Origin of the sequence: Ruania zhangjianzhongii, assembly GCF_008000995.1 — a bacterium.
GTDB lineage: Bacteria > Actinomycetota > Actinomycetes > Actinomycetales > Beutenbergiaceae > Ruania > Ruania zhangjianzhongii.
Genome location: NZ_CP042828.1, coordinates 615,299 through 633,245, shown reverse-complemented (window position 1 = coordinate 633,245; position 17,947 = coordinate 615,299). Strand labels below are relative to the sequence as shown.

Here is a 17,947-nt window from a genome sequence, read left to right as displayed (position 1 = left end):
AGAAAGTCATCCCAGAGCCGCTGCCAGCCGCTTCGTCAGTGCGCGGTCGCGCTCCGCCGTCGCGTGCTGGTAGCGGAGGGCGACGGAGACATCGGTGTGGCCGCCGCGGTGGAGGAGCTCGGCGAGCGTGGCGCCCTGCTGGGCATACATCGTCAGGCCGGTGTGGCGCAGATCGTGGAACCGGAACGTCGGCCGCCCGGCCGCAGCCCGCGCCGCACGCCAGTGACGGTCGAACGTCGTCTGTGACACTCGCTCTCGCTTCCGCTTGGGGTGGGTCAGCACCGGCACATCACGCTCACCGCCGACGTGAGCCTCGAGATGCTCCAGCAAGTCATTGAGCATGAACGACGGGATCGCGATGCTCCGCACGCTCTCCGCCTTGGGAGGCGTCAGCGGTGCACCCGGCGCCTTCGAGTTCACCTGCCGCCGCACCTGCAGCACCGCGCGATCAGGATCGTCCAGGTGCTGCAGGTCGCCCCGCTGCAGCCCCAGCACCTCCCCCAGCCGTAGTGAGCACCAGGACGCCAGCGGGATCGCGATCCGCAAGTGAGCCGGCATTGCCTCCGCCATCGCGGCCACCTCCTCAGGCGTCGCGACGTCCCCGTCAGGATCGGCTGGGCGCACCCGGCGGGCCGGTGCCTCCGCCCGCACCGGCGACACACTGAGCAGCCCCCGCTTGACCGCGACATTCAGACACGCGCGCAGCGTCCGCAGCACGTTCGGCGCCACCCCGTTGGCCTTCGCCTTCGGGTTCCGCTTGGACGGAAGTGCCCGCACCCCAGCGATCAGCTCATCGATGTCGACGGGCGCGATGTCGATCAGCGGCGCGTCACCGAGCACCGGCAGCACGTGCGCCCGGAGCACCGACCGATGCGTGACGATCGAGGACTCCGCACCACCCTTCTCGTCCAGATGCTCCAGCCACTCCTCGGCCCACTGTGCGAGCGTCACCGCGTCGCGCTCAGCCTGCTCGATCATCGCGCGCCGCTCCGCACGCGCCTGCGCCGGCGGGACAAATGTGCCGCGCACCTCCTCGGCCCGCGCGAGCGTGAGCGCGGCGCGAGCATCCGTGAGGGTGTCGTAGACGCCGAGCGAGTGGATCACTCCATCCACGGAGAGCCTGACGCGGTACCGATCGCCGTGCAGACTGATCCCACGAGGCAACTTCGCTGGTCTCGCCATCGTGCCCTCCAGCCCCTCGCTCCGGCCAACTACGGTGGCTGTCACGTGGCAGTTTTGGGGCGATATTCCTGCCACACGGTGCTATCCACTGCCTACTCCTGCGTACGACGCCACCGCCTGCAAACCGCATCATACCAACGAAAAACCCCGGTTCCAAGAGGGGAACCGGGGCTTCGCTGCGGAGACGGTGGGATTTGAACCCACGGACGGGTTGCCCCGTCACATCCTTAGCAGGGATGCGCACTAGACCAGACTATGCGACGTCTCCTAGACGGCATCCAGGATAGCGGTCCGATCGAGCAGATGCGAACCACCGCCGTCGACGACCTCCAACCCCGCCCACCGCACCGCTCAGGGGGCTACGGCGAACTCGCCGAGAGCCGGTTCGAGCAGGCCGAAGGCCTGCGCAGCATCCGCCGCAACAGCGTCCGCGATCAGCTCCGCGCGCTCCCCACCGAGGGTGAGCTCCTGGATCCGCTGGAACAGGATCCGGTGCACCGCCCCGAGCACCGCACCCGCGGTACGCACCTCGATATCGGCGGGTCCCCTACCTACTGCATCAGCGAGCGCCTCGACCAGCGCCACCTCGCGCTCGTCGTGCAACCGGCGCAGCCGCGCGGTGAGCGTTGGGCTCTGCGCGACCATGCGGGCAAAGCTCGGCCCGGAGAAACCGGCGACCGGGTCCTGCACCTGGACGGCGCCGTCGAACGCGGTCCGCAGTGCGGCGAGCGCGGACTGACCGGAGCGCCGGGAGGCAACAGCCGCGGCCAGCGAGCTCACGAACTCGTCCTGCCGGTCGAGAGCGAGATCCTCCTTGCGCGCGAAGTAGTTCGTCACCGTCTTCGCCGCCACGCCGGCGGACGTGGCGATCTCGGCGATGGTTGTCTGCTCGAAGCCCTGCGCGAGAAACAGCCGGGTCGCGTGATCGGAGATCTGCTGCCGGGTCGCCTGCTTCTTACTCTCCCGCAACCCAGGGACAGCACCCCCGGCAGACCCGCTCGACACAGACTTCACCTCATCGGAATAAATACTATGACAGTAAACTTACCATCATAGTACACACCCAGCCCGTCCCACAGTCGCATCAGGAGAGCACGTGCCCCAGACTCCGTCCGCCGACCACACTCCCGGCCTCCCCGCGCTACGCACTCAGGCGGAGAACCTGATCGCCCTCGGCATCACCAAGTCCGCCGGCCTGTCCGCGGCCGATCTCCACACGTTCACCACGCAGGCGGGCGCCGATCGCCAGGACGCGCTCCTGGTGATCCATCACAGCCTCGCACCAGCCTCTGCCCTCACCCCGCTCCTCCGCCGCGGCGACAAGCCCGGCTTCGTGGTGACGGACATGCCCGATGTGGACCAGTTCACCCCGTATGCGGCCGAGATCCCCGACGCACCGATGTACCTCGTGCACGGCCTCGACCGCGGCGACCACCTCGCCAACTGGAGCCCCGAGGAAGCGCTGCCCGAGCTCACCGGGAAAAACCGGACGCCCCTCCTGCTCACCGAAGGGATCCACTGGGTGCTGCAGCAGGCCGATGCGCTCGCGCGCAACCAGTGCTTCATGACGATCGGCTCCCGGCTGCGCAAGGCGAACGGCAACTACGACGCCCGCACGCCCGCCGTCTGGATCAGCAACGGCACCGGCCGGGACGGCCGCGAGCGCCGCAACGCTCCGAAGGTCGGCTGGTGCTGGTGGCGCAACCGGCACACCTGGCTCGGCTTCGGCTCCACCACCGGACGCGAGGCGCCCGCGCCTGATCCGACCACACTCTGAACCTCAGTGCGCCAGCGAGCCCACCAGCCCCTCCAGCGCGGCCGGAAGGTCGGCGCAGTCCACATCGGCCGAGTCGGTGCTCACATCCAGGGTGTCCCGCCCGTCCTCGATCATGTCGGCGAGCACCGGGTTCTGGCCGAGGTCGATCGCGAGGGTGCATCCGCCGTCGGTCGAGAGCGCCGGGCGGCCAGCCACCTCGGCTGGCGTCTGTTCGCTCCCCTCCGCCAGGCTCACGCGAGTGTCAAAGGAGATCTCCACGTCCCAGGACGCGCCCACCGCGCAGTCGAAGTGGTTCGCCGACCGCACCGTCACCTCATCCTCGATCCCGAGCGCCTCGCCGATCCCGTGCTCCTCCACGGCGGCGCACAGGTCGACGGTCCCACTCGTCCCGTCCGGCCAGTCGATCGTGGGCACGTCGGCCGCGAGGTTGGCCAGCACCAGTTCCCCGAGGCCATCGAGAATCTCGCAGGTACCATCCCCGGCGCTGACCGGGCCGTTCAGCTGGAGGATGTAGTCGGCATCGCTGACCAGAGTGCGCTCCAAGCAGTCCGCACTCGGGCTTGTGGTGTCCAGGATCCGTCCGCCGTCCACGTCCTCGACCGGCACCTCCGGGTCGTCCTCGGCCACCTGGTCGGGTAGCTCGTCCGGCGCCAGCTTCAACCAGAACGCGCCGCTCGGCGACGTGAACCAGCACTCCCCCAGCGTGCTGCGCATCCAGCCGCGCCCGAGAGCGTCGCTGACTTCGGCGGTCACCTGGTCCGGCGGGGCGAGGGCACACAGGTCGATCACCTGAAGTTCGGCCAGCGCCGGCCGCTCCGGCAGATCTCTCTCACCCGGCCCACAGCCACCGAGCAACAACACCAACGCCGCGAGCACCACCGGCACCACTGCACCGGCGCGACGCCGCATCCCCTGCTCTCCCTTGGACTTCACCTGCGTCCCCTCGCGGTCTACGTCCCGGTCTCATCGGCGGAGGGTAAGGGATTCGAACCCTTGGTGCTTTCGCACAACGGTTTTCAAGACCGTCACATTCGGCCGCTCTGTCAACCCTCCCGGTGCCGGCCCATTCTTCCCCATGCCGTGCTCGCCGCCCAAACCGAGTCCAGCGCGTCTACCACCGGTCTAGTTCGTATCCTGGCCAGATGCGCGCCATGGTGATCACCGACGGCTCCCTGACCTCCGCTGACGTACCCGAGCCCGAGCCCGGGACTGGTGAGGTCCTGATCGAGGTGGCCGCAGCCGGGGTGAACCGCGCCGACCTGCTCCAGCTCCAGGGCCTGCACCCACCACCACCTGGGGCCGCGGAGTGGCCGGGCCTGGAGGTCTCGGGCACGATCCGCGCACTCGGCCCGGACGTCACCGGCTGGTCCGTGGGCGAGAGGGTCTGCGCGCTGCTCGACGGCGGTGGTTACGCGGAGCTCGCACTCGCCCGCGCGGACAACCTCCTCCCGGTCCCGGCCGAGCTCGACCTGGTCGACGCCGCGAGCTTCCCGGAAGCGCTCGGCACGCTGTGGTCCAACCTGGTGGCGATCCCTGGTCTGGACGGCCCGGCCGCGCTCATCCGGCCGGACACCGCGTCCGACACCGCGCCCGAGACCGCGCCCGAGGAACTCGCCACCGGCCGCACCCTCCTCGTCCACGGCGGTTCCGGCGGAGTGGGCACGATCGCGCTCCAGCTGTTCACCTCCCTCGGCGCCCGGGTGCTCACCACCGCCGGCGGGCCGGAGCGCACCGCCCGCTGCCTCGAGCTGGGCGCCGACGCTGCGATCGACCACCGCAGCGAGGACTTCGTCGAGCGGGTCCGCGACCTCACCGACGGCCGCGGGGTGGACGCCGTGCTCGATCCGATCGGCGCCGCCTACCTGGAGCAGAACATCTCCGTGCTCGCCCCCCACGGCCACCTGGCCATCATCGGGATGCAGAAGGGCACCAAGGGCACGCTGAACCTCGCCCGGCTGCTCGGCAAGTGGCTCACCGTGCACGGCACCGGCCTGCGGGGCCGGCCGGCCGCGGAGAAGGCGGTGATCATGGCCGATGTGCGACGGCGGGTCTGGCCGTTGGTCTGCTCTGCCACCGTGGGTGCGGTGGTGCACCAGCGCCTCCCGCTCACCGAGGCCGGAGAAGGTCACCGTCTCCTTGCCGACGGCGTGGCGTTCGGGAAGGTCTTGCTTCTTCCGGTGTGATTTCACCGCGTGGGGTGCGGTGGATTCACACCGTAGGCCGGCCCGTCACGCCCGGCGGGCAGCGGGGACAGGTCAGCAATGTGCCCCGCCAGCCCCGCGTGCGCAAGATCGCGGCGATCCAGGCGGCAGTTCGGCACGGCGTCGCGAACACCAGGCCGTACGTCACCCGCGCGGTCGGCGCCCCCGAGGCTGCCAGCTCGGCCAGGTCCCGTCCGGCATCGGCATCGCGGCGAGCGGTCGAGCTGTGGAACAGGTGACCGTCGAGCTCGACCACGAGAGAGTACTTGCGGTAATAGACGTCCTGGTGGGTCCTCGAGCCGGTCGCAGTGCTCACCCTCTGCCGAGTAGCCGTCGGCAACCCGTGCGCACGCTCGACACGGTCCCGATAACCACGTTCCAGCACCGAGCTGAGGCCGTCGCCGATATCGGTGAGCATCGCCACAATGAGACGGCGCCCAGTGATCCGCTCGCGCTCCGCCAATGCATCGAGAAGCCGAGGCACCGTGGTCCGGCGGGCGTGCACCACATCGGCCAGCCGACTGAAGGCTCCGGAGATGTCGCCGGCGCGGATCCTGGCGGACAGGATCGCCGTCCACTCCCGCTGGCGGCGGGTCAGCTCGCCGGTATGCGCCACGTAGATCCCAGGGTGCACCCGCCGCAGCTCACGCCGGCGCACCATCCGATCAAGGTCGTGCGACCGCGCCCCGGCGTCGAGCAGCTGACGCCGGGCTACCACCCCGTCCTGCAGCGCCAGCAACTCCTGCAGCGCTGAATCGCCGAGATCGCTGCGCTGTGCCATCCGGTCAGCCTGGCAGTACCGCACCGCCCCGATCCCGGCACTCCGGAGGGGTTGTGGACAGCCCGGCACCGAGCCCCCGGAGCCACTACGGTGCTCGCTCACCGCGCCCCATGCGTCGGAATCACACCGCAGCGGAAAGCACCGTATCCTCGGGCCAGTGCGAGACAGACTGTGGACCAAGGGCTTCGTCCTGGTCCTCGGGGTCGGCTTCTGCATCTCCACCGTCTTCTACCTGCTGATCACCACGATGGCGCTGTACGCCGCGGAGGAGTTCGGCGCCGGTGATGCCGCCGCCGGACTGGCCTCCTCGATCTTCGTGGTCGGCGCCGTCTCCGCCCGGTTGTTCGCCGGCGCCGCCGCGGACCGGCTGGGCCGGCGCCGGGTCACGCTGGTGGCGCTGGTGCTGTTCGTGCTCTCCGGGGCCGCCTACTTCCTCGTCGACAGCCTGGCCGTGCTGCTCGTGGTGCGGGTGCTGCACGGGATGTCCTTCGGGACCGCGCACACCGCCATCAGCGCGATCGCACAGTCGCTGATCCCGAGCTCACGGCGGGCCGAGGGCACCGGATATTTCGGCGCGAGCAGCACCCTGGCCACCGCCATCGGCCCGCTGATCGCCGTGCTGCTGCTGCGCTCGGCCGGCGGCCCGGGCCTGTTCACCACCGCAGTGGCCGGCGGCGTGCTCGCGCTCGGCGGCATGCTCCTGCTGCGCCTGCCCCACCCGGCGGCCGAACCCGCCACCGCAGCACACCCTCGCCCGCGCCGGCTCGGGGCGCTGCTGGAACCGCGTGCCGTGCCGATCGCGCTGTTCATGCTCACTGTCGGTATCGCCTACTCCGGCGTGCTGGCGTTCCTGAACTCCTACGCCGAACAGCTCGACCTGACCTCCGCGGCGGCGGTGTTCTTCCTGGTCTACTCGGTGGTGGTGCTCGCGCTGCGACTACCGATCGGGCGGTTGCAGGACCTGCGCGGGGACAATGTGGTGCTCTACCCGGCGATCGTGGCCTTCGCCGCCGGGCTGGTGGTGCTCGCCCTGGCCCAGACCGGGCTCGCGTTCCTGGTGTCAGCGGCGCTGATGGGCGCCGGCTGGGGCACGATCCTCTCCGGCGGGCAGGCGATCGCGGTGGCCAGCGCCCCGATCCAGAACGTCGGCAAAGTGATCGCCACGTTCTTCGTTGTGCTCGACGCCGGGGTGGGCCTCGGCCCGGTCGCTCTCGGCCTGCTCGCCGGAGCGACCAGCTTCCGCACCATGTACCTGCTGCTCGCCGGTCTCACCCTGATCGGTGCCGTGGTGTACTTCTTCGCGCACGGACGGCGCAGCGCAGCTGGCCGCTAGCGACTCACCCCGAGTGCACGGCGACCCTCCCCTACCCCGGAGGCTCCGCCGTCGGCGTGCTCCTCAGGAATCCAGCAGCCCCTGGGCGAGCGCCGGTGCGAGCACCGGGGAGAGCGGCAGGCGCGGGATCAGCGTGGCCTGCAGCGCGTGGTAGATGTCCGGCTTCCCCGCCCACACCGTGGCGCTGGGGCCATTGTCCGGGCCGAGCTCGTGGAACCAGGACCCGTGCTCCTCATCGATCAGGTGCACGGCGGCGTACTCCCACCACAGCTGATACCAGGCAGCCAGGTTCGCATCCCCGGTCACCCGGTACAGCGCCGCCGCCGCACCGAGCGCCTCGGTGACCACCCAGTGCATCCGCTCCTGCACCAGCGGGGTACCGGTGAAGTCCACGGTGTAGACGAAACCGTCCGCCCCGTCCACGTCCCAGCCCTCGGACACCCCCATGTCGAACAGTGCCTGCGCGCCCTCGAGCATCCAGTCCTCGGCGGCCACTCCGCGGGCGGCCCAGGCGGCGCGCACGTGCAGTGCGAGCCGGCACCACTCGAACCAGTGCCCGATCGTGGCGCCGGCCGGGCGGAACTGGTCCGCGGGGGTGTCGGAGTTGTAGTCGGTCTGCGGGGTCCAGGATGCGTCGAAGTGCTCCGGGATGCGCCAGGAGTGGGACCGGGCGAAGCCGTCGATCACGCGGCGGGTGATCCGGGTGGCCCGCTCCAGCCAGGAATCGTCACCGGTGACGTCGGCGGCGGCGAGGTAGGCCTCCACCGTGTGCATGTTGGCGTTTACGCCGCGGTAGTCCTCGAGCAGGGTGAAGTCGGCGTTCCAGGACTCCACCACCATCCCGTCCTCCTCGCTCCAGAACCGCTGCAGCGAGACGGTCAGCGCCTCCTCGAGCAGCTCCTTGCCGCCGGGCCGGCCGGCCGAGGCGGCGGAGGAGGCCGCGAGGATCACGAACGCGTGTGCGTAGGCGGCCTTGCTGTCATCGATCGGGCCGTGTGGACCCACCTGGGCGTACCAGCCGCCATGGGCCGGGTCCCGGAAGCTGGCCGCCAGCGCCCGCAGCCCGTGGTCGACCATGCTCGCCGATCCGGGGCGCCCGAGCAGGGTGCCGAGGGCGAAGGAGTGGATCATCCGGCAGGTCACCCACAGGTGTGAACCGTGCTCGGGCAGCACGAATCCGTCGGAGCCGAGGTAGCCGAAGCCCTCGTCCACATAGGAGCCGGCGGCGAACCCCAGCAGGGCGTCGGACTCGCGCTCGAGCCAGCGGGCGTGGGCCGGGTTGGTCAACCAGTTCATACTGGCAGGCTAGTAGGTTCCGGCCGTCGACGGCGCAGCCCACCCGCGCATCCGGCCTCACCTTGGCATGATGGGGGCATGGGTACTGCGAACGAGAACACCGGCCGGCCGAGCGAGCAGGAGCCTCAGGGCCAGGAAGGTTCTGCGGAGAACGGCTCGGGCGAGCAGTCCTCCAGTCCCAAGGTGGTCGTCTCCTCCGCCGCCGGGCTCGGGGTGGCCGCCGACGGCGAGAATGCCGACCCGTCCGCGATGGTCGAGGAGCCGGCCAAGGTGATGCGGATCGGCACGATGATCAAGCAGCTCCTCGACGAGGTGCGCGCCGCACCGCTGGACGACGCCGCCCGGGAGCGGATGGCGCAGATCCACGAACGGTCCCTGCACGAGCTGGAGGACGGGCTGAGCGAGGAGCTGATCGCCGAGCTGCACCGGATCACGCTGCCGTTCACCGACGACCGCTCCCCCTCCGACGCCGAGCTGCGGATCGCCCAGGCCCAGCTGGTCGGCTGGCTCGAGGGCCTGTTCCACGGCATCCAGACGGCGCTGGTGGCCCAGCAGATGGCGGCACAGAACCAGCTGGTGCAGATGCGCAAGGCGCTGCCGCCGGGGGTCGCGCCGCAGCAGGGTATGCCGCAGATGGGGCTGTCGGGCCAGACGGAGCGGGGCGAGACCGGCACCGGGCAGTACCTCTAGGCGGGCCGGGAGCGGCGATCACGGCACCGGGCTGGGCCGTTCGTTACTTCCTGCGATGAAGCGATACCCGCGCGCACGAAACGCTGCGCGCAGTAACGACTGATTCGATTCAGCTTCGGTGGGGGTCGGGGATATGGGGATGGGGATTATGAGTGGTTGGCTATGGGGGTGGGTGGCGACGGAGCCTCAGCCCTTGACCGAGCCGGCGAGCAGGCCGCGGACGAAGTAGCGCTGCAGCGCGAAGAACACCACCAGCGGTAGCAGGATCGAGATGAACGCGCCCGCGGTGAGCAGATGCCAGTCCTGGCCGCGGTCGCCGGTCATCGCTGCCAGCGCTGCGGTCAGCGGCTGCACGGTGCGAGAGCCGCCGGAGAAGGTCAGCCCGACCAGCAGGTCGTTCCAGACCCAGAGGAACTGGAAGATCGCGTAGCTTGCGATCGCCGGCATCATCAGCGGCAGCATCACCCGGCCGAACACCGTCACGTGCCCGGCACCGTCGATCCGGGCCGCCTCGATCAGGTCCCGCGGAACCTCGGACATGAAGTTGTGCAGCAGGAAGATCGCCAACGGTAGCCCGAACAGGGTGTGCGCCACCCATAAGGACACGAACGGGAACATGTCGTTGACCGCCGTACCGGAGAAGATCCGCAGCAGCGGGATGAGCGCCATCTGCAACGGCACGATCTGCAGCGTGAACACGGCAACGAACACGGCGTCCCGCCCGCGCCACTTCAGCACGGAGAACGCGTACGAGGCCATGATCGCCAGCACCAGCGGCGCGATCGTGGCCGGGATGGTGATCACCAGCGAGTTCTGGAAGTACACCGCCAGGTTCGTGGACGTCGCCCCACCGAGGATCCGCTGGTAGTTCTCCAGGGTGAACTGCGGGTCAGACAGGATGGTCCACCAGCCCGAGGACTTGATCTCCGCCTCCGGGCGCAGCGAGGAGACGAACAGCCCGAAGGTGGGCACGGTCCACAGCACCGCGATCACCAGCGCGATCGCACTGCCGATCCGGTTCGACGCGCGCCGCTTGAACCCGGTGGCAGCGGAGCGCCGGACCACTGGCGCGGACGGTTTCGATGACGTCCTCGTGTCCGTAGTCATCCCCGCACCGCCTTGTTCTTCGTCATCTGTCGCACGTTGTAGGCCACCAGCGGGATGACCAGGAGGAAGATCACCACCGCCATCGCGGACCCGATGCCGTTGTCACCGAAGGTGAAGGACCACTCGTACATCTCGTTGGCCAGCACCTGGGTGTTGAACTCGGCACCGGTCATCGTCCGGGTGATATCGAAGATCTTCAGCGTCGCGATCGAGATCGTGGTCAGCACCACCACCAGCGAGGGCCGGATGCTCGGCACGGTGATCCGCCAGAACATCTGCCAGCCGCTCACCCCGTCCAACCGGGCCGCCTCGATGATGTCATTCGGGACCGCCTTGATCGCCGCCGAGAGCACCACCATCGCGAACCCGGCCTCGATCCAGACCAGCACCAGGATCAGGAACACCGTGTTCATCGGTGCGTCCTGGAGGAAGCGCACCGGTTCGAAGCCGAGCCAGGTGATCAGTGCGTTCAACAGTCCGATCTGGTCCTGTGCCGCACCGCGGTACTCGTAGACGAACTTCCAGATGATGCCGGCCCCCACGAAGGAGATCGCCATCGGCAGGAAGAGCAGGGACTTGGCCACCTTCTCCAGCCGCGACTTGTCCACCAGCACCGCGTACACCAGGCCGATCGCCGTGGACAGCAGCGGCACCAGCACCACCCAGAGCAACGTGTTCCGGATCGCGATGATGCCGGCCGGGTTCTCCCACAGGTAGGCGTAGTTGTCCAGGCCGACGAAGGCCTCGCTGCGCTTGTCCATCACGGACATCCAGAGCGTGCGCACCGCCGGGTAGATCTGACCGAGTACGAGCAGCAGCAGGGCCGGGCCGGCGAAGACCGCCACCATCACGCCCACAGTGCGCCGTCCCTTGGCCCGGTCGGCCAGCCGAGCTACCAGCAGCAGGACGGCCATCACCGCAGCGAAGGCCAGGATCGCAAGGATCAGCTGGCCGTTCTTGGAATAGAGGAAGAACCCCACGACGCGCCTCCCGGGGTGGTCGGAGTCGAGGACGGCAGGGGTGGGCCGGGGCGCTCAGCGCGCCCCGGCCCACCTCGTGCTCAGCCCTGCGGCCAGCTGTCCTCGATCGCGGTGAGCGCCTGCTCAGCATCCACCTGACCGTCGATCCACTTGGTCATCTCCGACCAGAAGGTCCCGGCACCCACGGACGAGGGCATCAGGTCCGAACCGTCGAAGCGCACCACCGCACTGTCGTCCTGCATCAGCTCCAGGGTCAGTCGCAGCACGTCCGAGGAGGCGTTGGCCGGGTCGACACCCTGGTTCGGGCTGACCACACCACCGATGGACACTCGCGAGTTCGCCCACTCGGCGGAGGCCAGGTAGGCCGCGACGGCCTGCGTGGCCTCGTTGTCGTTGAAGGCGGCCACGTTGTCACCGGCCACCAGCAGCGGCTGCTCGTCGGCGGAGTCTGCCGGCAGGTAGAAGGCGAAGATGTCACCGTCCGGGCCGACGTCGGTGCCCTCGGGCATCTGCGCCTCGAAGAAGGACGCGGCGCGGAACATGAAGCAGTTGTCCTCGAGCACCTGCAGGCCCGCATCGGCCCAGGCAGTGGCCGCGATGGACCGCGGGTCGCCGATGCCACCGTTGACGTAGTCCGGGTTCTGCAGGATGTCGCCCACCCGCTGCAGCGACGCCAGGATCTGCGGGTCGTCGAACGGGATCTCGTGGTCGACCCACTGGTCGTAGACGTCCGGCCCGGCCTCGCGCAGCACCGAGTCCTCGAGGAAGTCGGTCGCCGGCCAGCCGGTGGCGCCACCGGACTCGATTCCGAAGCACCAGGGCTTGACCGAGTCGCTGCCATGGTCGGCCACGATCGTGTCGGTCAGGGCCATCATGTCGTCCCAGGTCTCCGGGACCTCGTACCCGTTCTCCTCGAACGTACTCGGGGAGTACCAGACGAAGGACTTCACCGAGCCCATGATCGGGATGCCGTACTGCTCGCCGTCGATGTTGCCGTACGTCAGCCAGTCCTCGGTGTAGTTCGCACCGGCCTGCTCCATCGCCGCATCTCCGGCCGGTACCAGATGGTCGCCTTCGACCATCCGCTGGATCAGGCCGGGCTGGGGGAAGATCGCCAGGTCGGGGGCGTTGCCACCCTCCACCTGCACGAAGATCTGCGACTCGAACTCGTTCGTACCGTTGTGCTCGATGGTGATACCCGTGCAGGCGATGAAGTCCGCCCAGGACTCCTCGAGCTGGTCGGCTTCCTGGTCGGAGATCGTCGAGGAGATCGACACCGTCTCGCCGTCGAAGGTGCCGTACTGCTCGAAGGCGGCACAGTCGGCGTCGGCCTCTCCCCCGCCACCGCCGTCGCCGCCGCCACCGAGATCGTCGCCGGCACACGCCGTCAGGGCGAGCGCGAGAGCCGCACCGCCCGCTGCCGCAGCGCTCGCGCGCCGCATCGTAGATGAGATCACTTGGACGTCCTCCTGAACTAGTGGTGCGAGAAGCCGGAACGGGGCGGTATCGCTCACTCCGCCGTCTGAATCTGTTGCCGCCGGCCTGGCGGGGCTCGCTTCGCTCACTCCTTGGCCGACTCTCCTATTGCCGCCGGCCTGGCGGGGCTCGCTTCGCTCACTCCTTGGCCGACTCTCCTATTGCCGCCGGCCTGGCGGGGCTCGCTTCGCTCACTCCTTGGCCGACTCTCCTATTGCCGCCGGCCTGGCGGGGCTCGCTTCGCTCACTCCTTGGCCGTCGGGCGAGCGTCAGAGGGGTCTGCACTGACGCCGGACCTCTATGCAAGCGCTTACGTTACGGGAATGCAAGGGGTTTGGTGCACCGGGAAGATAACGATCAGGTCACGCTCGTCGCCACCGCGCCCCCAGGTGGATCCGACCGGGACTGCGAGTGGTCAGCCGACCGGCGGCGGGCCGGTGGTACCGCGGACCACGAGTTCGACCGGGAAGATCAGCTCCTCGGCCACCCGGGCGCCGGTCAGCATCTCCAGCACCAGAGCAGCGCCGGCGGCGCCCAGCTCGGCAGCGTCCTGGCGCACAGTGGTGAGGTTCACCAGATCGGACATATCGTGCCCGTCGATGCCGATCACGCTCAGCTCCTCGGGCACCGCACGGCCGACATCTCGCGCCGCCTGCAGCACACCGAACGCCATATCGTCGGAGATGGCGAACACCGCCGTCACGTCCGGCCGCGCGCGCAACAGCTCGGCCATCCGTTCCCGGGCGTCGGTCTGGCCGAAGTCACCGGGCACCACCAGCTGCGGGTCGACCGCTACTCCGGCCGCGGTCAGCACCTCCTCGTAGGCCCGCTGACGCAGCGCCGGCGGAGACCAGGGCGTCTGCTCCTCACCGGAGGCGGTGAGCAGGGCGATCCTGCGGTGCCCCAGACCAAGGAGATGATCCATCGCCACCCGGGCTGCGCCGTCGTCATCGATACGGACCGTGACCCGGCCGGGCGGACCCGCACTGATGAACACCACCGGCACGCCCAACCCGTCCAGGATCGCTTCCTCGTCGGAATCCACCGGCATCCCGACCACGAGCACTGCGTCCACCCGCCGGCGCAGCACGAACGGGTCCAGGCGGTTGCGCTCGGTCCCGTCGGCGCGCTCGAAGGAGTACAGCAGCGCATCGAAGCCCTCCCCGCGCAGGGTCCGCTCGATGCCCTCGGTCACGCTGCCGTGGAACCAGCGCCGGATCCACGGGGTGAGCACCCCGATCGTGCGCGTGCGGCCGCTGGCTAGCGAGGAGGCCGAGGCGCTCGGCGCATACCCGAGCCCGCGGGCAACCTCCAGCACACGGGCTCGGGTGGACTCACTCACCCCGGGCAGATCCCGCAGGGCGCGCGAGACCGTGGCCGTGGAGACGCCGGCGGCCCGTGCCACATCGTCGATGGCAGCGTTCACGGCAGGTCAGTGTGCCCTAGTGGCCCGGCTCGCGCAGCACGGCGTCAAGGACTGGGACGAGACCGTCGGCCTCGACCGGCCCGGTGTGCCAGCGTGCTGCGGCCCGGGTGGTCTCGTCCGCACCGCCCATCGCCACGCTCACCGCGGCCCAGCCGAACATCTCGATGTCGTTCTGCCCGTCGCCAGCAGCCAGGGTGGCCTCGGCTGCCACACCGAGCCGCTCGCGCACCAGCTCCAGCCCGCTGGCCTTGGAGATACCGTCCGGGGCGATGTCCAGCCAGGCGGTCCAGCCGACGGCGTAGCTCACCCCGTGCAGGCCCGATCGGGCGACCAGGTCGTGGAAGTCCTGGGACTGCAGTCCCGGAGCGCGCACGGTCACCCGAACCGCCGGCTCCGCGCACATCTGCTCGAAGTCGATCACCCGCACCACTCCGGACAGCTCGCCGATCGGGAACTCGGAGGTGACCGCGTACCCGCGGCCCAGGTCCTCCACGGCGAAGATCCCCTCGGGCAGGTGCTCGCGCAGCAGCCTCAGCGAGGGGCCGGGGTCGAAGGTGACCACATCGGTGAACTCGTAGCCGCCGCCGGAGATCTGCGGATCCAGCCGGACCACCACCGCCCCGTTGGAGCAGACCGCCCAGCCGGTGTCCAGGCCCAGCTCGGCGAGCACCGGCAGAGTCGCATGTGTGGAGCGGCCGGTGGAGAGCACCACATGGGTCCCGGAGCCGGCCACCCGCCGGACGGCGGTGCGCACCTCCTCGGAGATCCTGCCGTCGTGGTGCAGGATCGTGCCGTCGATGTCCAGCGCCACCAAGGAGCTGGGTCCCGGGGTGATCTCAGTGAGCGCGACCGGCTCGAAGCTGACGCTCACCGTGCCTCCTGCCCGCTCATGAGGCCACCGGTTCCAGCACCTCGCGCCCACCGAGGAACGGCCGCAGCCCCTCCGGTACCCGGACGCTGCCGTCCGGGAGCTGGTGGTTCTCCAGGAGGGCCACGATCCAGCGGGTGGTGCCGAGGGTGCCGTTCAGCGTGGCCACCGGCCGGTTGCCGGACTCGGTGCGCTCCCGGATGCCGAGCCGCCGAGCCTGGTACGTGGTGCAGTTCGAGGTGGAGGTCAGCTCCAGGTAGCGCTCCTGGGTGGGCAGCCAGGCCTCGCAGTCGTACTTGCGGGCGGCGCTGGTGCCCAGGTCCCCGGCAGCGGTATCGATCACCCGGTAGGGCAGCTCCACCAGGGCGAGCATCTCCTCCTCCCAGGCGAGCAGGCGCTCATGCTCAGCGGCGGCGTCCTCGATCCGGACGTAGCTGAACATCTCCACCTTGTGGAACTGGTGCACCCGGATGATGCCGCGGGTGTCCTTGCCGTAGGAGCCGGCCTCGCGGCGGTAGCAGGCCGACCAGCCGGCGTAGCGCTTCGGGCCGGCAGACAGGTCGAGGATCTCGCCGGAGTGGTAGCCGGCCAGCGCGACCTCGGAGGTACCGACCAGGTACAGGTCGTCCGCGGGCAGGTGGTAGATCTCGTCGGCGTGCTCACCGAGGAAGCCGGTACCGGCCATGATCTCGGGCTTGACCAGCGTGGGGGTGATCACGGGGGTGAACCCGGCGCTGGTGGCCTTGGCGATAGCGGCGTTCAGCAGCGCGAGCTCCAGCTGCGCGCCGACGCCGGTGAGGTAGTAGAACCGGGCACCGGAGACCTTGGCGCCGCGTTCGGTGTCGATCGCGCCGAGCCGCTGGCCCAGGTCCAGATGATCCGCGGGGGTGAAGCCCTCGGCGGCGAAGTCCCGCGGGGTGCCCTCGGTGCGCAGCACCACGTAGTCGTCCTCGCCGCCGGGCGGGACGCCGTCGAGCACGAGATTGGGCAGCGTGGCGAGCAGGGCGTCCAGGTGGGCCTGTGCCTCGTTCGCCTCCGTCTCGGCGGACTTGACCTGCTCGGCGAACGCTTTGGCCTTCGCCAGCACCGCGGGCCGCTCCTCCGGGGAGGCTTTGCCCACGGACTTGGAGATCACCTTCTGCTCGGCTCGCTGGTTCTCGAACGCGGCGAGCAGTGCGCGGCGGCTCTCGTCGGCATCGAGGACCCGGTCCACCAGCTCGGGGTCGGCGCCGCGGGCACGCTGGCTCGCGCGGGCGACGTCGGGGTCCTCACGCAGGCTCTTCAGATCGATCACACCTCCGAGGGTATCTGGCCCGGCGGGGCGGATGCCGCCGAGCGAGCACCGCGCCGAGGACCAGGGACAACAGGAGGCTGCCCAGGCACTGGGCAGCCCAGGCACTTGGCCGCCCAGCCCAGCGGCGGCTGAGTACCCGAGTGCGGACTGAGGACCAGAATTTCGGCGCTCGGTCCGGCAATCCGGTACGCCCGCGGCTGCGGGAGCCCCCGATCCGGCGCCTGGCGCAAGGCAGCACCGCGAACAGGGTGCCGGAAGCGGCCCCGCCGGATACCTTTGCGCCATGACGTGGGAGCAGACCGTGAGCGTGGTGGCACTGGTGGTGGCGCTGGCCGCCCTGGTGGTCGGGATCATCATCCTGGGCAAGATCCGCGAGCGCGGGGCACGGGTGGCGCCGCTGACCCGCGAGAACGAGCCGGCACCACAGGACGGAACCACGCCGGAGGAAGAGCCCGCCCCACCGGGCCCGGCAGCGTTCGTGCTGAACCCGATCAAGGCCGACGGCCCCGCACTGCGCCGCCGGGCGGCGGAGATCGCTGCCGACCTGGCGATGCCGGAGCCACTCTGGTTCGAGACCACTGTCGAGGACCCGGGCGTCGGGCAGACGCGGGCGGCGATCGCCGCCGGCGCTTCGGTGGTGGTAGCCGCCGGCGGTGACGGCACGGTCCGCACGGTGGCCGAGGTGCTGGCCGGCACCGAGATACCGATGGCCCTGCTGCCGCTGGGCACCGGCAACCTGCTCGCCCGCAACCTGGATCTGCCACTGGCCAGCACCGAGCTGCTCATCCACACCGCTCTCGGTGGTGTGGACCACTCGATCGACCTGGGCTGGATTCGCGCCGAGAACGTCCCGGTGTCCGCCGACGATGCCGAGACAACGGCGGCGCCCGCGGACGGTGGCGAAACGGCACCGGCCGAAGACACCAGCCCCGCCCCCGAGCACCTCTTTCTCGTCATGGCCGGCATCGGTTTCGACGCGCAGATGGTGGCCGGCGCCGGGGACGAGCTGAAGGCCAGGATGGGCTGGTTCGCCTACTTCCTCGCCGGAGCCCGGCACTTGCACGGGCGCAAGACCCGGCTCCAGATGCAGGTCGGCGAAGGTGAGGTGCGTCCGCTACAGGTGCGCAGTCTGCTGTTCGCCAACTGTGGCCGCCTCCCCGGTGGGATCGTGTTGCTGCCCGACGCCGAGCTCGACGACGGCTGGCTCGACGTCGCCGCCCTGGACACCCGCGGCGGTGTGCTCGGTTGGGCCTCGCTGTTCGGGAAGGTGGTGCTGCAGGGCCTGGGTATCCGCCGCCAGCTGCCGGCACCGAGCTCGATCGAGTTCTGGCGGGGCCGCGAGATGCAGGTGATCAGCGACCGGCCCGACCAGGTGCAGGTGGACGGCGATCTGATCGGGGAGGCGAACCGGCTCAGCGTGCGCGTGCAGGCGTCCGGGCTGCGGGTGCGTACCCGCTAGGTCGACGGCGTCTGTCACCCTCTCCGCGCTGCCTCACCTCCACTCCCTCACCGTTTCTCCGCACCGGCGCTCTAGTC

The 17,947-nt window shown here is 69.8% G+C and carries 16 protein-coding genes and 2 tRNA genes; 5 read left to right on the top strand and 13 right to left on the bottom strand.

The window, feature by feature from the left end; genetic code table 11:
- Positions 1–6: 6 nt before the first annotated feature.
- From FU260_RS02990 to FU260_RS02980, 3 genes are all read right to left on the bottom strand, one after another.
- Complete coding sequence (locus FU260_RS02990) at positions 7–1,113, bottom strand: tyrosine-type recombinase/integrase (RefSeq protein ID WP_168211621.1); 1,107 nt, start codon at positions 1,111–1,113, stop codon at positions 7–9.
- A gap of 248 nt (positions 1,114–1,361) precedes the next feature.
- Positions 1,362–1,450: transfer RNA gene (locus FU260_RS02985), tRNA-Ser, on the bottom strand.
- Between the two features lie 83 nt (positions 1,451–1,533).
- A complete protein-coding gene (locus tag FU260_RS02980) occupies positions 1,534–2,187 on the bottom strand; it encodes a TetR/AcrR family transcriptional regulator (RefSeq protein WP_147915708.1) in 654 nt (217 codons plus the stop codon).
- A gap of 91 nt (positions 2,188–2,278) precedes the next feature.
- Here FU260_RS02980 and FU260_RS02975 point away from each other — a divergent pair, with 91 nt between their 5' ends.
- On the top strand, positions 2,279–2,959 hold the full coding sequence (locus FU260_RS02975) for a DUF5701 family protein (RefSeq protein ID WP_147915707.1): 681 nt from the start codon (positions 2,279–2,281) through the stop codon (positions 2,957–2,959).
- Between the two features lie 3 nt (positions 2,960–2,962).
- On the opposite strand, the gene FU260_RS02970 is transcribed toward FU260_RS02975, so the two are convergent.
- Together FU260_RS02970 and FU260_RS02965 are read right to left on the bottom strand one after the other, a co-directional pair.
- Positions 2,963–3,892 (bottom strand): hypothetical protein, encoded by a 930-nt coding sequence (locus FU260_RS02970; RefSeq protein ID WP_147915706.1) that lies wholly within the window; start codon positions 3,890–3,892, stop codon positions 2,963–2,965.
- Positions 3,893–3,929: 37 nt separating this feature from the next.
- Positions 3,930–4,012, bottom strand: a tRNA-Ser gene (locus tag FU260_RS02965).
- Positions 4,013–4,101: 89 nt separating this feature from the next.
- On the opposite strand from FU260_RS02965, the gene FU260_RS02960 reads away from it, so the two are divergent.
- Positions 4,102–5,142 (top strand): NAD(P)H-quinone oxidoreductase, encoded by a 1,041-nt coding sequence (locus FU260_RS02960; RefSeq protein WP_147915705.1) that lies wholly within the window; start codon positions 4,102–4,104, stop codon positions 5,140–5,142.
- A 25-nt stretch (positions 5,143–5,167) separates the two neighbouring features.
- Here FU260_RS02960 and FU260_RS02955 read toward each other — a convergent pair whose 3' ends face one another.
- Positions 5,168–5,941, bottom strand: a complete 774-nt coding sequence (locus FU260_RS02955) for a hypothetical protein (protein ID WP_147915704.1) — start codon at positions 5,939–5,941, stop codon at positions 5,168–5,170.
- On the opposite strand from FU260_RS02955, the gene FU260_RS02950 reads away from it, so the two are divergent.
- The gene (locus FU260_RS02950; protein WP_147915703.1) at positions 5,928–7,274 is read left to right on the top strand and encodes an MFS transporter; all 1,347 of its coding nucleotides are present in this window, start codon (positions 5,928–5,930) and stop codon (positions 7,272–7,274) included. The genes FU260_RS02955 and FU260_RS02950 overlap by 14 nt on opposite strands.
- Before the next feature lie 63 nt (positions 7,275–7,337).
- Here the strand turns inward: FU260_RS02950 and FU260_RS02945 are convergent, their stop codons facing one another.
- Positions 7,338–8,570 carry an AGE family epimerase/isomerase gene (locus FU260_RS02945; protein ID WP_147915702.1) on the bottom strand — a complete coding sequence of 411 codons (1,233 nt, stop codon included), beginning with the start codon at positions 8,568–8,570 and terminating at the stop codon, positions 7,338–7,340.
- A 78-nt stretch (positions 8,571–8,648) separates the two neighbouring features.
- Here FU260_RS02945 and FU260_RS02940 point away from each other — a divergent pair, with 78 nt between their 5' ends.
- A complete protein-coding gene (locus tag FU260_RS02940) occupies positions 8,649–9,260 on the top strand; it encodes a bacterial proteasome activator family protein (protein ID WP_147915701.1) in 612 nt (203 codons plus the stop codon).
- Between the two features lie 186 nt (positions 9,261–9,446).
- Here the strand turns inward: FU260_RS02940 and FU260_RS02935 are convergent, their stop codons facing one another.
- From FU260_RS02935 to serS, 6 genes are all read right to left on the bottom strand, one after another.
- Positions 9,447–10,367, bottom strand: coding sequence for a carbohydrate ABC transporter permease (locus FU260_RS02935; protein ID WP_147915700.1), 921 nt, complete (start codon positions 10,365–10,367; stop codon positions 9,447–9,449).
- The gene (locus FU260_RS02930) at positions 10,364–11,347 is read right to left on the bottom strand and encodes a carbohydrate ABC transporter permease (protein ID WP_235912371.1); all 984 of its coding nucleotides are present in this window, start codon (positions 11,345–11,347) and stop codon (positions 10,364–10,366) included. The genes FU260_RS02935 and FU260_RS02930 overlap by 4 nt, the downstream gene beginning before the upstream one ends.
- An 80-nt stretch (positions 11,348–11,427) precedes the next feature.
- Positions 11,428–12,804: an ABC transporter substrate-binding protein gene (locus tag FU260_RS02925; RefSeq protein WP_328593011.1), complete on the bottom strand. Its 1,377-nt coding sequence runs from the start codon at positions 12,802–12,804 to the stop codon at positions 11,428–11,430.
- A 434-nt stretch (positions 12,805–13,238) separates the two neighbouring features.
- Positions 13,239–14,249, bottom strand: coding sequence for a LacI family DNA-binding transcriptional regulator (locus FU260_RS02920; protein ID WP_147915699.1), 1,011 nt, complete (start codon positions 14,247–14,249; stop codon positions 13,239–13,241).
- Between the two features lie 16 nt (positions 14,250–14,265).
- The gene (locus tag FU260_RS02915) at positions 14,266–15,120 is read right to left on the bottom strand and encodes an HAD family hydrolase (protein ID WP_235912370.1); all 855 of its coding nucleotides are present in this window, start codon (positions 15,118–15,120) and stop codon (positions 14,266–14,268) included.
- Between the two features lie 16 nt (positions 15,121–15,136).
- On the bottom strand, positions 15,137–16,411 hold the full coding sequence (gene serS, locus FU260_RS02910) for a serine--tRNA ligase (RefSeq protein ID WP_147915698.1): 1,275 nt from the start codon (positions 16,409–16,411) through the stop codon (positions 15,137–15,139).
- Positions 16,412–16,694: 283 nt separating this feature from the next.
- Here serS and FU260_RS02905 point away from each other — a divergent pair, with 283 nt between their 5' ends.
- Positions 16,695–17,870: a diacylglycerol/lipid kinase family protein gene (locus tag FU260_RS02905; RefSeq protein WP_147915697.1), complete on the top strand. Its 1,176-nt coding sequence runs from the start codon at positions 16,695–16,697 to the stop codon at positions 17,868–17,870.
- Positions 17,871–17,947 lie beyond the last annotated feature (77 nt).

Excerpts from the sequence above, each read along its gene's own strand:
- FU260_RS02960 (WP_147915705.1), top strand. The coding sequence starts at position 4,102 with ATGCGCGCCATGGTGATCACCGACGGCTCCCTGACCTCCGCTGACGTA.
- FU260_RS02935 (WP_147915700.1), bottom strand. The coding sequence starts at position 10,367 with ATGACTACGGACACGAGGACGTCATCGAAACCGTCCGCGCCAGTGGTC.
- FU260_RS02955 (WP_147915704.1), bottom strand. The coding sequence starts at position 5,941 with ATGGCACAGCGCAGCGATCTCGGCGATTCAGCGCTGCAGGAGTTGCTG.
- FU260_RS02940 (WP_147915701.1), top strand. The coding sequence starts at position 8,649 with ATGGGTACTGCGAACGAGAACACCGGCCGGCCGAGCGAGCAGGAGCCT.
- FU260_RS02945 (WP_147915702.1), bottom strand. The coding sequence starts at position 8,570 with ATGAACTGGTTGACCAACCCGGCCCACGCCCGCTGGCTCGAGCGCGAG.
- FU260_RS02905 (WP_147915697.1), top strand. The coding sequence starts at position 16,695 with ATGACGTGGGAGCAGACCGTGAGCGTGGTGGCACTGGTGGTGGCGCTG.